At 42.3% G+C, this 15,051-nt stretch carries 8 protein-coding genes, 1 tRNA gene and 3 pseudogenes; all 12 read right to left on the bottom strand.

Features of this window, described 5'->3' with window-relative positions; translation table 11 throughout:
• Positions 1-21 precede the first annotated feature (21 nt).
• The 12 genes and pseudogenes from fusA to A5N84_RS00065 all read right to left on the bottom strand — a co-directional run bounded on the left by fusA (position 22) and on the right by A5N84_RS00065 (position 14,987).
• Positions 22-2,117: pseudogene (gene fusA, locus A5N84_RS00120) on the bottom strand (elongation factor G).
• A gap of 36 nt (positions 2,118-2,153) precedes the next feature.
• The gene (rpsG, locus tag A5N84_RS00115) at positions 2,154-2,624 is read right to left on the bottom strand and encodes a 30S ribosomal protein S7 (RefSeq protein ID WP_072280797.1); all 471 of its coding nucleotides are present in this window, start codon (positions 2,622-2,624) and stop codon (positions 2,154-2,156) included.
• A 15-nt stretch (positions 2,625-2,639) separates the two neighbouring features.
• A complete protein-coding gene (gene rpsL, locus A5N84_RS00110) occupies positions 2,640-3,014 on the bottom strand; it encodes a 30S ribosomal protein S12 (protein WP_072280796.1) in 375 nt (124 codons plus the stop codon).
• An 89-nt stretch (positions 3,015-3,103) separates the two neighbouring features.
• Positions 3,104-7,324 (bottom strand): annotated as a pseudogene (gene rpoC, locus A5N84_RS00105) (DNA-directed RNA polymerase subunit beta').
• Between the two features lie 18 nt (positions 7,325-7,342).
• Positions 7,343-11,415 (bottom strand): annotated as a pseudogene (gene rpoB / locus A5N84_RS00100) (DNA-directed RNA polymerase subunit beta).
• Between the two features lie 184 nt (positions 11,416-11,599).
• Positions 11,600-11,977, bottom strand: a complete 378-nt coding sequence (rplL, locus tag A5N84_RS00095) for a 50S ribosomal protein L7/L12 (RefSeq protein WP_072280795.1) — start codon at positions 11,975-11,977, stop codon at positions 11,600-11,602.
• 53 nt (positions 11,978-12,030) lie between these two features.
• A complete protein-coding gene (rplJ, locus tag A5N84_RS00090) occupies positions 12,031-12,570 on the bottom strand; it encodes a 50S ribosomal protein L10 (RefSeq protein WP_072280794.1) in 540 nt (179 codons plus the stop codon).
• 214 nt (positions 12,571-12,784) lie between these two features.
• Positions 12,785-13,492, bottom strand: a complete 708-nt coding sequence (gene rplA, locus A5N84_RS00085; protein WP_072280793.1) for a 50S ribosomal protein L1 — start codon at positions 13,490-13,492, stop codon at positions 12,785-12,787.
• A 3-nt stretch (positions 13,493-13,495) separates the two neighbouring features.
• On the bottom strand, positions 13,496-13,924 hold the full coding sequence (gene rplK / locus A5N84_RS00080) for a 50S ribosomal protein L11 (protein ID WP_072280792.1): 429 nt from the start codon (positions 13,922-13,924) through the stop codon (positions 13,496-13,498).
• 59 nt (positions 13,925-13,983) lie between these two features.
• Positions 13,984-14,520 (bottom strand): transcription termination/antitermination protein NusG, encoded by a 537-nt coding sequence (gene nusG, locus A5N84_RS00075; RefSeq protein ID WP_072280791.1) that lies wholly within the window; start codon positions 14,518-14,520, stop codon positions 13,984-13,986.
• Positions 14,520-14,894, bottom strand: a complete 375-nt coding sequence (gene secE, locus A5N84_RS00070; protein WP_072280790.1) for a preprotein translocase subunit SecE — start codon at positions 14,892-14,894, stop codon at positions 14,520-14,522. Before secE ends, nusG begins: the two co-directional genes overlap by 1 nt.
• Before the next feature lie 17 nt (positions 14,895-14,911).
• A tRNA-Trp gene (locus A5N84_RS00065) sits at positions 14,912-14,987 on the bottom strand.
• Between the last annotated feature and the right edge of the window lie 64 nt (positions 14,988-15,051).

The following is a 15,051-nucleotide window of genomic DNA, read 5'->3' as shown; positions in this document are numbered from 1 at the left end:
TTTTCTACTCCAATTTCAAAATTAAGCTTTATTTTTAACTACTTCATCTACTACGCTATTAGGCGCTTCATTATAACAATCAAATTCCATTGAATAATTTGCACGACCCTGACTAAGTGAGCGCAAAGAAGTTGAATAACCAAACATATTTGCTAATGGTACCTGTGCACGAATGATTTTACCCGTTGACTCATCATCCATACCTTGAATTAAGCCACGTCGACTATTTAAGTCACCCATTACATCACCCATATACTCTTCTGGTGTAGACACTTCAACTTTCATCATAGGCTCAAGAAGTACTGGCTTGGCTTTACGGCTCCTAGTTTAAAACCTTCTGAGCCAGCTAATTTAAATGCCATTTCAGATGAGTCAACCTCATGATATGAACCATCATATAAGGTGACCTTCACATCGACCATAGGATAGCCAGCCAACACACCATTTTGCATTTGCTCTTGCACACCCTTGTCTACAGCAGGTATATACTCTTTTGGCACAACCCCACCAACAACCTCGTTTACAAACTCATAACCAAACCCTGGTTCTTGTGGTTCAATACGCAACCAAACGTGACCAAACTGACCACGACCACCAGACTGACGCACAAACTTACCTTCTTGCTCAACAGCATTACGTAAAGTCTCGCGATAGGCAACTTGCGGTGCACCGACATTTGCCTCAACCTTAAACTCACGCTTCATTCTGTCAACCAAGATTTCCAAGTGCAACTCACCCATCCCAGAAATAATAGTCTGACCAGTTTCTTCATCTGTATGAATACGGAAGGAAGGGTCTTCTTGAGCCAATTTACTTAGCGCCATACCCATTTTTTCTTGGTCAGATTTAGTCTTAGGCTCAACAGCTACAGAAATAACAGGCTCAGGGAATTCCATGCGTTCCAAAATAATTGGATTTGTAGGGTCGCATAAAGTCTCACCTGTCATAACATCTTTTAGACCTATGCAAGCTGCAATATCACCCGCGTAAACTTCTTTAATCTCTTCACGCGAATTTGAATGCATCTGTACGATACGACCTACACGCTCACGCTTATCTTTTACTGAATTTAATACAGCCGTGCCAGCTTCCAAAACCCCAGAATAGCAACGAATAAAAGTTAGGGTACCAACGAATGGATCAGTTGCAACTTTAAATGCCAATGCTGAAAAGGGCTCTTCATCTGAAGCTTTACGCTGTGCAGGCTCTTCACTATGTGGGATTATTCCCTGAATAGCCTCAATATCATCTGGGCTTGGCAACAACTCAATAACTTTGTCAAGCATTGCTTGAACACCTTTATTTTTAAAAGATGAACCGCACATCACTGGTGTTATTTCTACTGCGATCGTACGAATTCTTAGACCCTCGATGATTTCTTCTTCACTCAACTCTTCGCCGCCAAGATATTTGTCCATCAAAGACTCATTAGCCTCAGCAGCTGCTTCCACCATTTTTTCTCGCCAAGTCTGAGCTTCTTCCTTCAACTCATCAGGAATCTCAGCGTACTCAAAAGTCAAGCCATTATCCTCTTCATTCCAGATAATTTCTTTCATTTTGATTAGATCAATAACCCCTTTAAAGTTTTCTTCTGCGCCTACTGGCAATTGCACTGGGATTGCTTCTGTCGCCAAGCGCTCACTCATTTGCGCAACTACACGCAAAAAGTTTGCCCCCGTTCTATCCATTTTATTGACATAAGCAATACGCGGTACTTTATATTTATTTGCCTGACGCCATACTGTTTCAGTTTGTGGCTGGACACCACCCACTGAACACAGCACTAAGCATGCACCATCTAATACGCGCAAAGAACGTTCTACCTCAATAGTAAAGTCAACGTGTCCCGGAGTATCAATGATATTGATGCGATGCTCAGGAAACTGTTTTGCCATACCTTGCCAAAAACAAGTTGTAGCAGCTGAGGTGATTGTAATTCCACGCTCTTGCTCTTGCTCCATCCAATCCATTGTGGCCGCACCATCGTGTACCTCACCAATTTTGTGAGACAAGCCGGTATAAAACAAAATACGCTCAGAAGTCGTTGTTTTACCAGCATCAATATGCGCCATGATACCTAGGTTGCGATATTTATCTATACTTGTTTTACGTGCCACAAAAGACTCCAATTATAAAAATGAATTTAATATGTTTTACCAACGGAAATGTGCGAATGCTTTATTAGCTTCTGCCATACGGTGTGTATCATCACGTTTTTTAACAGCAGAACCTCTCTCTTCAGTCGCATCAACAAACTCATTAGCCAGACGCTGCGCCATAGATTTCTCGTTACGCCCACGCGCTGCATCAATCAACCAACGCATTGCTAAAGCATTTTGACGTACAGGACGAACCTCGATAGGCACTTGGTAAGTTGCGCCACCTACGCGACGTGATTTTACCTCAACAGCTGGACGCACTTTTTCCAAAGCCTCTTCTAACACTTCGACAGGTTCCATCTGCTTTTTCTCAGCAGCTTTTTCCAAGGCCTCATAAACCACCTTCTCCGCTACTGATTTCTTTCCATCAACCATAACCATATTAATAAACTTCGCCACCACCACATTTCCAAATTTTGGATCTGGTAGAATATGACGAATCGGAGCACGTACTCTTCTAGACATATTTCATTCCTTAAATTAAGACTTAGGACGCTTAGTGCCGTATTTTGAACGACCTTGTTTGCGATCCTTAACACCTGCCGTATCCAATGCACCACGCACAATGTGATAACGCACCCCTGGTAAATCTTTTACCCTACCACCACGAATGAGAACCAAACTATGTTCTTGTAGGTTATGACCTTCACCACCAATATAGGCAGTTACTTCGTACTTGTTCGTTAAACGAGTACGCGCGACCTTACGCATAGCTGAGTTTGGTTTTTTCGGGGTGGTTGTATAAACACGAGTACACACACCACGTTTTTGTGGACAACCTTGCAACGCAGGAACATTATTTTTTTCTTTCTGGCGAGTGCGCGGTGAGCGCACAAGCTGATTAATAGTTGCCATGTAAGTTCTCTCCAAACTTTATTACTGTATCCTTAATTTAGCGTCAACACGCCAAAGGTGGCGCATGATATGCTTTTTTCCTTTATCTGTCAAACATTTTCATCTTCAATGATGCTTTCTTCAACCAGATTTGCTTTCCCATTTTCCTCATTTGTATCTTTCAAACCAAACAAGCTACGCTCTTCTTCGCGAAGTGCGCGTCGCTCAGTATGATAAGCCAAACCAGTACCAGCTGGAATTAACCGCCCAACAATAACGTTTTCTTTTAGTCCACGTAATTCATCCGCGCTTCCCAACACTGCCGCTTCTGTTAAAACACGTGTAGTTTCTTGGAAAGAAGCAGCTGATACAAATGACTCTGTTGCCAATGAGGCTTTAGTGATACCCATCAGCACCGGTTCATACTGTATTTCAAGCTTACCTTGTGCTTTAAGTTTTTCATTTTCAATCATAACTGCCGTTGCTTCTACCTGTTCACCAGTCAAGAATTCTGACTCACCTGGGTCGGTAATACTGACCTTACGCAACATTTGGCGCACAATAACTTCAATATGTTTATCGCTAATTTTTACACCTTGGGTACGGTAAACCACTTGTATTTCATTTACAATATGCGCCGTTAATTCATGCGCACCTCTCAGGCGTAAGATATCATGAGGCATTAACTCACCATCCGCTAAGACCTCACCTTTTCTGACTTGCTCTCCTTCAAATACATCTAATCGACGCCATTTTGGAATTAAAATCTCAAAAGCCTCTCCAGCATCATTTGTAATAATCAGACGCTGTTTGCCTTTGGTTTCTTTACCAAAAGAAACTACGCCAGACATTTCCGCTAAGATTGCAGGTTCTTTAGGTTTTCTAGCCTCAAACAAATCCGCCACACGTGGCAAACCACCAGTGATATCGCCTGATTTACCAGATACTTGCGGCATACGCGCTAATACATCGCCCACCTTTACCTCATCGCCATCTGCCAAATTAACAATAGCGCCAGCTGGTAAGAAGTAATTAACTGGAATATCAGAATTTGATTGCGTTACTGGATTGCCTTGCTCATCTAATAATTGAATGAGTGGCTTTTTATCCTTAGCCGCCATGGTGCGTTGTGCGTTATCCATAACAGTCAAAACAATCAAGCCAGTTTCGCTATCTGAGGCGCTCTGTACGGTTACGCCTTCTTCAAAGTCATAAAAAGCAGCCTTGCCTGATACTTCGGCAATGATAGGTTGCGTATGCGGATCCCAAGTTGCAACTGTTTGACCTTGTTTAACGGCATCACCATCTTGAATAGCAATTGTTGCGCCATAAGGAATTTTATAACGCCCGCATTCATGGTTATTGGCATCAATAACGACCAATTCGCCTGAGCGCGAAGTTGCGACTAATTTGCCCTCAGAGTTTACTACCGTTTTAATGTTGCTTAATCGCGCCACGCCACCAGCTTTAATGATAATGCTATTTTCTGAGACTTTACCTTGAGCTGCGCCTCCAATATGGAATGTTCGCATTGTTAACTGCGTTCCTGGCTCACCGATTGATTGCGCGGCAATTACTCCAACCGCCTCACCGATATTCACTTGGTGCCCACGCGCCAAATCTCGTCCATAGCATTGTGCACAAATTCCTTTATGAGATTCACAGGTGATAACAGAGCGTACAACTACACGGTCAACCCCCGCATTTTCAAGGATTTCTGCTTGGTCTTCCCCTAATAGCGTATTCGCTTCTAAAACCACTTCACCTGTTGCACTATCAATAACAGGCTCAGCCAGCACTCGCCCTAATACTCTATCGGATAATTTCTCTACTACTTCTCCACCATCAACGACCGCGCGAACTTCAATTCCTTTGGTCGTACCACAATCAAATTCACTTACCACCACATCCTGAGAAACATCTACCAAACGACGAGTTAAATAACCTGAATTTGCTGTTTTAAGTGCCGTATCTGCCAACCCTTTACGTGCACCATGCGTGGAAATAAAGTACTGCGATACATTCAATCCTTCACGGAAATTAGCGATAATGGGCATTTCAATAATAGAGCCATCTGGTTTTGCCATCAGACCGCGCATTCCTGCCAATTGACGAATTTGTGCAGCAGAACCCCGCGCACCAGAATCAGACATCATAAATACTGAGTTAAATGAATCTTGATACACAGAATTTCCCTTCTCATCAAGGAGAACATTTCCCTGAGCATCAACAACCTCATCGCGCCCAAGGCGAGTCATCATCGCCTCAGATACTCTATCATTTGTTTTTTGCCAAACATCTACAACCTTATTGTACTTTTCACCTTGTGTGACCAAACCAGCGTTGTATTGTCCTTCAATTTCTTTAACTTCTTTTTCAGCAGCTGCGATGATGCTTGCCTTTTCTTCTGGCACAACCATATCAACAATACCAATAGAAGCCCCAGAACGCGTAGCATAGCGGAATCCGGTATACATTAACTGGTCAGCTAAAATAACAGTTTCTTTCAAACCAACCTTGCGATAACAGGCATTGATTAATTGCGAAACCGCCTTTTTCACCATTGGTTTATTGATGTAGTCAAACGCCAATCCTTTAGGTAAAATTTGTGATAACAGCGCGCGTCCCACCGTCGTTGCTACCCGTTTGAAAATTTGCTCTCCATTTTCACTGATAGACAACCGCACTTCGATTTTGGCCTGAAGATGAACTTCCTTAGCATGATAAGCACGCTCAACCTCATCAATATCAGCAAAACGCATTCCTTCACCTTTTGCCCCAATCCGCTCACGCGTCATATAGTAAAGTCCCAACACAACATCTTGCGAAGGCACAATAATTGGCTCACCATTTGCAGGCGATAAAATATTGTTAGAACTCATCATTAATGCGCGGGCCTCAAGCTGCGCCTCAAGCGATAATGGGACATGTACCGCCATTTGGTCCCCATCAAAGTCTGCGTTAAACGCCGCACAAACCAAAGGATGCAACTGAATCGCTTTACCTTCAATCAAAATTGGCTCAAAAGCCTGAATACCTAAGCGGTGCAAAGTTGGTGCACGGTTAAGCATCACAGGATGCTCCCGAATAACAAACTCTAATGCATCCCACACTTCAGGCTCATCACGGTCAACCATCAATTTAGCTGCTTTAATTGTTGCTGCCAAACCATTAACAATAAGTTGATGAAAAATAAAAGGCTTAAACAACTCAAGCGCCATCCGTTTAGGCAAACCACATTGATGCAAGCGCAAAGTCGGGCCAACAACAATAACCGAACGTCCAGAGTAATCCACACGCTTTCCAAGCAAGTTTTGACGAAAACGCCCCTGCTTACCTTTAATCATATCAGCAAGAGATTTTAGTGGTCGTTTGTTTGTTCCAGTAACCGTTCGTCCACGACGTCCGTTATCCAACAATGAGTCCACTGATTCTTGTAACATACGCTTTTCATTGCGCACAATAATATCCGGCGCAAATAATTCCAATAAGCGCTTAAGGCGGTTATTGCGGTTAATGACGCGACGATACAAATCATTTAAATCTGAAGTGGCAAAACGTCCTGTGTCTAATGGAACTAATGGACGCAAATCTGGTGGCAATACAGGCAATACCGTAAGAATCATCCACTCAGGTTTATTGCCCGAACGGTGGAGCGCCTCCATTAATTTCAATCGTTTTAATAAGCGTTTGCTTTTGGTTTCGGAATTGGTTTCAGAAAGCGCTTGACGTAATTCCGCTATTTCCATTTCCAAATCCATATTTTTAAGGATATGTTGGATAGCCTCTGCACCCATCATCGCTTTAAATTCATGCCCATACTCTTCAACTGCCTGAATATAATGTTCTTCATTTAGTAGCTGATTTTTCTCTAAAGGCGTCATGCCTGGGTCAAGAACAATAAACGACTCAAAATAGAGTACACGCTCAATCTCGCGCAACGTTAAATCTAACAATAAACCAATACGAGAAGGCAGAGATTTCAAAAACCAAATATGGGCTACTGGTGTAGCCAATTCAATATGCCCCATTCGCTCACGTCGTACGCTGGATTTTGTTACCTCAACACCACAACGCTCACAAACCACGCCTCGATGCTTTAAGCGCTTATACTTACCGCATAAACATTCATAATCTTTAACAGGGCCAAAATTTTGCACAAAACAACCCATCACGCTCTGGCTTAAACGTTCGATAATTAATTGTCTCTGGTTTTTTCACCTCACCAAATGACCAAGAACGTATCATATCAGGCGAAGCAAACCAATACGGATATGATCAAAATCATCCATACCGTCTTGGGGTTTAAACATACTCATTAATTCTTTCATGATAGCTTCCCTCGTCGATTAATTTTGTTCGAGATCGATATTAATACCGAGTGCACGGATTTCTTTGGTCAAGACATTGAACGATTCTGGCATACCAGGATCGACCTGCAAATTGCCGTCGACAATATTTTTATACATCTTGGTTCTACCTTCCACGTCATCAGATTTTACTGTCAACATTTCTTGCAAAGTATAAGAAGCGCCATAAGCCTCTAATGCCCATACCTCCATCTCCCCAAAACGCTGTCCACCAAATTGCGCACGACCGCCTAACGGTTGTTGCGTTACAAGAGAATAAGGACCAGTAGAGCGTGCATGCATCTTGTCATCTACCAAGTGATTAAGCTTAAGCATATACATATAGCCTACAGTAACTGGGCGGTCAAACGCCTCACCTGTGCGCCCATCAAATAAAGTTGTTTGACCACTTTCAGGTAGTCCTGCTAGTGTCAGCATACGCTTAACCTCATTTTCTTGCGCTCCATCAAATACAGGGGTTGCCATTGGCACACCATGACGTAAATTTTGGCAAAGCTCGCCAAACTCTTGCTCATCTAAAGAATCAAGCGCCTCACGTTGACCATCATGGTTATAAACCTGTTTTAAATAATCACGCATTTGCTGTTGTTCTTTTGCTTGGTCAAGCATCTCACCTAGCGCTGACCAATCCCATAAGCTGCCCAACCCAAATGTGTCTCTAAAATCTGCCCAATATTCATTCGCGACGGTACACCTAGCGGATTCAATACAATATCCACAGTTGTGCCATCTGCCATATAAGGCATATCCTCAACAGGCACAATCATCGACACCACACCTTTATTCCCGTGACGTCCTGCCATTTTATCGCCAGGTTGCAAACGACGTTTAACCGCCAAATACACCTTAACCATTTTCAACACACCAGGTTGTAAATCATCCCCTTGCGCAAATTTGATTTTTTTCTCTTCGTAATATTCTTGTAGCTCTTTACGCTTATCAGTGAGCAATTTATGCATTGCATCGAGCTGTTCATTGAGCTCCGTTTCTTTCATACGAAAATCAAACCAATGCTCAGCTTTTACTTCCTCAAGCAAAGCCTCATCAACCAAATCACCTGATTTCCTCTTAGGTGCTTTTTTAACTGGCTGATTGATAATTAAACGCTGCACACGGTCATAAATATCACTTTCAAAAACACGCAACTGGTCTTTAATATCTTTTGCAATAGATTCAATCTCCATCGCTTCAATATCCTTAGCGCGTTGATCTTTTTCAACACCATCACACGTATAAACCCGTACATCAACTACCGTACCATCCATTCCAGTTGGTACACGCAATGATGAATCTTTCACATCAGATGCTTTCTCACCAAAAATTGCACGCAATAATTTTTCTTCGGGCGACTGCGAGCGCTCACCTTTTGGTGTAACCTTGCCCACTAAAATATCCCCCGCTTTAACCTGCGCGCCAATATGCACAATCCCTGTAGCATCTAATTTTGCCAATGCACTTTCTTTTACATTAGGAATATCACTGCTAATTTCCTCAGCGCCTAATTTAGTATCACGCGCCACACAACTTAATTCCTCAATATGAATGGTTGTGAAGCGGTCTTCTTGAACCACACGCTCAGAAATCAAAATCGAATCTTCAAAGTTGTAGCCATTCCACGGCATAAAGGCAACCAGCATATTTTGCCCCAATGCCAACTCACCTAAATCAGTTGAAGGACCATCTGCCAAAACATCACCGCGCGCAACTACATCACCAGGACGAACCAGCGGTTTTTGGTTAATACAAGTATTTTGGTTAGAGCGCGTATATTTGGTGAGATTATAAATATCCACACCCAAATCACCGCTTTGAATCTCATCATCATTAACCTTAACGATAATGCGCGATGAATCCACAGAGTCAATCACCCCGCCACGAGTTGCACGCACCAAAACACCAGAGTCATTCGCAACAACCCGCTCCATGCCTGTGCCAACTAACGGCTTATCCGCACGCAAAGTAGGCACCGCCTGACGTTGCATGTTAGAGCCCATCAATGCTCGGTTTGCATCATCATGCTCTAAAAAAGGAATTAACGACGCCGCTACCGAAACAATCTGTTTAGGCGAAACATCCATATACTGAATACTTTCTGGTGTAGATAACGTAAAGTCATTCGTATGGCGTACAGAAACTAGCTCACCAGTAAACGCCCCTTGCTCATCTAAATCTGCGTTTGCCTGCGCAATAACATATTTTTCCTCATCAATAGCAGATAAATAATCAATCTCATCAGTTACCTTGCCATCAACCACGCGACGATATGGCGTTTCTAAAAAACCATAATCATTCGTTTTTGCATATACCGCCAAAGAGTTAATCAAGCCGATGTTTGGCCCTTCTGGCGTCTCAATTGGACATAGACGACCATAGTGAGTTGCATGCACATCTCGCACCTCAAATCCTGCACGTTCGCGCGTTAAACCGCCAGGACCTAATGCTGAAATACGACGTTTATGCGTTACTTCTGACAATGGATTATTTTGATCCATAAACTGTGATAACTGTGATGAGCCAAAAAACTCTTTCACTGCTGCCGCCACTGGTTTTGCATTAATCAAATCTTTTGGCGTCCAACCTTCAGATTCAACCAAACCTAAACGCTCTTTAATAGAGCGTTCTAGACGCACCAAACCAATACGAAATGCATTTTCAGCCATTTCACCGACGCTACGCACTCGACGATTTCCTAAATGATCAATATCATCTACCTGACCATTCCCGTCTTTAATCGCAATAAGTTTCTTGATAACCGCGACAATATCCTCGCCCGTCAAAACACCCGAACCATGATCCTCGGCAAATCCTAGACGACGATTAAATTTCATCCGACCCACACGGGATAAGTCATAACGTTCTTCATTGAAAAATAAGTTTTCAAAAAGCGCATCTGAAGCTTCTTTAGTTGGTGGCTCACCTGGACGCATCATGCGATAAATTTCAGCACGCGCTTCAAACTCAGTACTTGTCTCATCAGCGCGTAATGTATCAGCAATGTAAGCACCTCTATCCATCTCATTGACATAAAGCGTCTCGAACGACTTCACACCCAACTCGACAAATTTTTGCAAATGCTCATCGGTTAAAAGTGTATTAGCTGGTAAAATTAACTCGCCCGTCTCTTTATCCAACAAGTCTTTTGCCAAAATCTTACCAATCACAAACTCTGCCGGCACAATCTGCTTATCAACACCCTCAGCTTCTAACTGACGCACATGGCGTGAAGTCACTCGCTTGCCTGCCTCAACAATTACCTGCTTGCCTGCCAATAAATCAAAACTTGCAATCTCACCTTTAAATTGCGAAGGCTCAAAAGCCATTTCAAACTTACCTGTTCTTGTTAGCTTGAAACGTTGTGTGTCAAAAAAGACCGACAAAATTGCCTCATTGCTATAGCCTAATGCACGCAACAACACCGTTACATATAATTTGCGTCGACGGTCAATGCGACAATAAATCAAATCTTTCGAATCAAACTCAAAATCCAACCAAGAGCCACGATATGGAATAACACGCGCTGAAAACAATAATTTTCCCGAACTATGGCTTGCACCTTTATCATGGTCATAAAATACACCAGGAGAACGATGCAATTGCGAAACAATCACGCGCTCCGTTCCATTAATTACAAAAGTCCCATTGTCTGTCATTAAAGGCAATTCACCCATAAATACAGACTCAGACTCAATGACCTGCTTTAATTTCTTTTTTGTTGAATTTTTATCATAAATTGCCAAGCGCATGCGTGCACGTAAAGGAGAAGCATAAGTGACGCCTCTTAGCTGACATTCTCGAACATCGAACTCGGGCTTACCCAAATCATATCCGACAAAATCTAACTCAGCCGCACCATTATGGCTAACAATAGGAAAAATAGAATTAAAGGCAGCCTGTAGCCCCGTAGGCTCGCGTTGTTCAGATGGCGTGTCTTTTTGTAGAAATTCACGATATGAATCCAGCTGCATAGAAAGCAAATAAGGCGTTTCTAATACAGTTGGACGCTTACTAAAATTCTTGCGAATACGTTTCTTTTCAGTAAAAGAATAGGTCATAGTGACTGTAACCTCGAGCGTCAGTGATGCGCAGAGCGCGAAAAGTCAAACAATAAGGAATCAAAAATCCTTAAATGATTGGTTATTAGTAAAACAAACAAGCATTTAAATATTTATACCCCATAAAATAACTGAAAGCGCCAATGCCTAAGCATCAGCACTTTCAGTTTAACGCACCGATTAATTACTTAAGTTCGGCTTTTGCACCAGCTTCTTCAAGCTCAGCTTTCATTTTTTCAGCTTCTGCCTTATCAACACCCTCTTTCAAAGTTGAAGGGGCGCCATCAACTGCAGCTTTTGCTTCTTTCAAACCTAAACCAGTGATTGCACGTACCGCTTTAATCACTGACACTTTATTTGCACCTGCATCTGTTAAGACAACATCAAACTCAGTTTGCTCTTCAGCACCAGCTCCAGCGCCAGTGTCTGCTGCAGGAGCAGCAGCTACAGCTGCAGCCGCACTAACACCAAACTTTTCTTCCATTGCTGAGATCAACTCAACAACATCCATCACACTCATTTGAGAAATGGCTTCAAGGATATCTTCTTTAGCAATTGCCATATCAATACTCCAAATAAAAATAGAAATTAAAAGTTAAAAATTCCAAACAAATATTAAGCTGCTTCTTTACTTTGACGAATCGCTTCAATAGTGCGCACCAATTTTCCAGGCACTTCATTAAGCGTGCGTGCAAACTTATCAAGCGGCGCGCGCATACAAGCCATAAGCAAGGCGATAGCTTCGTCTTTTGTTGGCATTTTTGCCAAACGATCCAACTCTGAACCAGGCATAACCTGACCAGAAAACCCTAAAAACTTAACCATCGCTTTTTTATCAAGCTTACTATTTTCTTCAAAAAAATCACGCCATAGACGAGCCGCTGAGCCTGGATCTTCCATAGAAAATGCCAGTACTAAAGGGCCAGTCAAATGATTCTGAACATTTTCAAATTCAGTACCAACTAACGCTCTTTTTGCTAGGGAATTTTTAACCACTCTAAAATAAACGCCAGTTTGTCGCGCTCTTGCGTGAAGATTTGTCATTTGTTCAACGGTTAAACCATGATACTCAACAGCAACAACAGCATGCGCTTGTGAGGCAATATCAGCCACCTCACTAACAACCGCTTTTTTACTGGTTAAATTTAAGGCCATTCCATACTCCTTTCAGTTGGATTGGATTCCCTTTCCACTAACCATAAAGGCAGTGGTCCTTGGTATTAGCCATTTCAGATCTCGCTGAAGCTGACCTACCATCTATGCAGGAAATTAAGCTAATAATATTAGCACCTGCAGTCTTTGACGATAGCCGCAACTTGCAGCTATCCAAAGAATTTGCCATCTGTTATAAACAAATGGCTTTTAATTATTAAGAAGATTGCTCAGAAGACAGACTCGCAACATCAATGGCTATACCAGGCCCCATTGTTGTTGATAAAAATGCCTTCCTCAAATAAACACCTTTGCTAGTTACAGGGCGTAATTTATTAACTTCTGCAACTAAATTTTCTAGATTTTCAGCCAATTGTTCTTCACTGAAAGATACTTTCCCGATAATAGCATGCACCACACCACCTTTATCTGCACGAAAACGCACTTGACCAGCTTTAGCATTCTCAACGGCAGTTTTAACGTCAGGAGTGACCGTTCCAACTTTAGGGTTTGGCATTAAACCACGAGGCCCTAAAATTTGACCTAATTGACCAACCACTCTCATAGCTGCCGGTTCAGCAATAACCACATCAAAATCAGCGCGCCCACCTTTAATTTCATCAGCAAGTTCATCCATGCCAACGATATCTGCACCAGCAGCCTTGGCAGCTTCAGCGCTATCTCCTTGAGCAAAGACAGCCACACGAACTGATTTACCCGTACCATTTGGCAAAACAGCCGCACCACGTACTACTTGGTCAGATTTACGAGGGTCAATCCCTAAATTAAGACTAACATCTACTGACTCTACAAACTTAACCGTTGACAATTCTTTAAGTAAAGACAAAGCCTCTTTAACATTATAAATTTTATTTGCCTCTACTTTTTGGCGAAATTCCTTAACCCGCTTACTAACTTTAGCCATGACTTAACCCTCTACCTTAATGCCCATTGAGCGTGCACTACCTGCAATTGTTTTAACTGCCGACTCCAAATCAGCTGCTGTTAAATCAGGCTCTTTCATTTGCACAATTTCTTCTAATTGAGCGCGCGTCACCGTGCCCACTTTATTGGTATTAGGACGACCGCTACCAGATTTAATGCCAGCAGCCTTTTTCAACAAGAAAGAGGCGGGCGGGGTTTTCTTTACAAAAGTAAAGCTACGGTCACTATAAACAGTAATCACCACAGGGATGGGCATACCAGCCTCTAACGATTGAGTCTCAGCATTAAAAGCCTTACAAAACTCCATAATATTTACCCCACGCTGACCTAATGCAGGGCCAACAGGAGGACTTGGATTTGCTTTTCCAGCAGGAATTTGCAACTTAATGTAGCCAGATATTTTCTTAGCCATAATAACTCCTTAGTGGGTCAAACGCTTTTCAGCTCCCCAAATGATTAAAACAAACAAAATTAAACATCCTTTTCAACCTGATGAAACTCTAGCTCTACAGGTGTAGGACGTCCAAAAATCGACACGGAAACCTTCATACGACTTTTGTCGTAATTAACCTCTTCAACTGTGCCAATAAAATCAGAAAAAGGCCCATCAATGATTCGTAATGATTCACCAATTTTAAATAAAGTTTTAGGTCTCGGTTTCTCGACTCCTTCCTCAATGCGATTAATAATGGCATCGACCTCATGCTGCGCAATAGGAGTAGGATTTTCAGCGCTACCGCCAACAAATCCTGACACTTTAGGAATACTACGCACAACATGCCAAGTCTTATCATTCATTTCCATTTCAATTAGCACGTATCCTGGGAAAAATTTACGTTGGGAGGTGCGCTTTTTACCATCTTTCACCTCCACAACTTCTTCCGAAGGAATCATAATATTGCCAAAATACTCTTGCAAACCTTCGCGCTCAACTCTCTCGAGCAACACACGCTTAACCTGATGCTCAAATTGAGAATACGCCTGTAAAACATACCAAGATTTAGCCATTAAAGTATCCACCGAATAAATTGCGTTAACAGCCAATCAATTAGACTTAACAACAATGCAAAAGTTGTTACGATAACAAGAACCAAAACCGTTGTTTTTAACACTTCATTCTTACTTGGCCAACGCACTTTCCTAAGCTGGATGCGCGCACCTTTAGCTAGAGAAATAAGCTTTTCTCGATAACTGGTCAAAGCCAATACACCAGCAGATACCATCAAGGTTACCACAACCACTAATAATCTAATATACCAAGGCTGTCCTGCTAAAAATAAAGAGCCGGACAAATAAAATCCCCCAAAAAATACCGCGGCAGAGACAATTACTAACACGGTATCCATAGAAGAGCTTTGCCTTTTAACTTGGCTTTGTTGCATTATAAAATCTCTAAAGTTGGCAGGCGAAGAGGGACTCGAACCCCCAACCGACGGTTTTGGAAACCGCAACTCTACCAATTGAGCTATTCGCCTATATACAGATAAACCATACTGGGCGGCGAATTATATCACCGCCCTAAGAAAAATCAAGAATAAA

The sequence above is a fragment of the Rappaport israeli genome (genome assembly GCF_001888055.1).
Lineage (GTDB): Bacteria > Pseudomonadota > Gammaproteobacteria > Cardiobacteriales > Cardiobacteriaceae > Rappaport > Rappaport israeli.
Note: the sequence above shows the minus strand (reverse complement) of the source record. Positions and strands in the feature narration are given on the sequence as shown.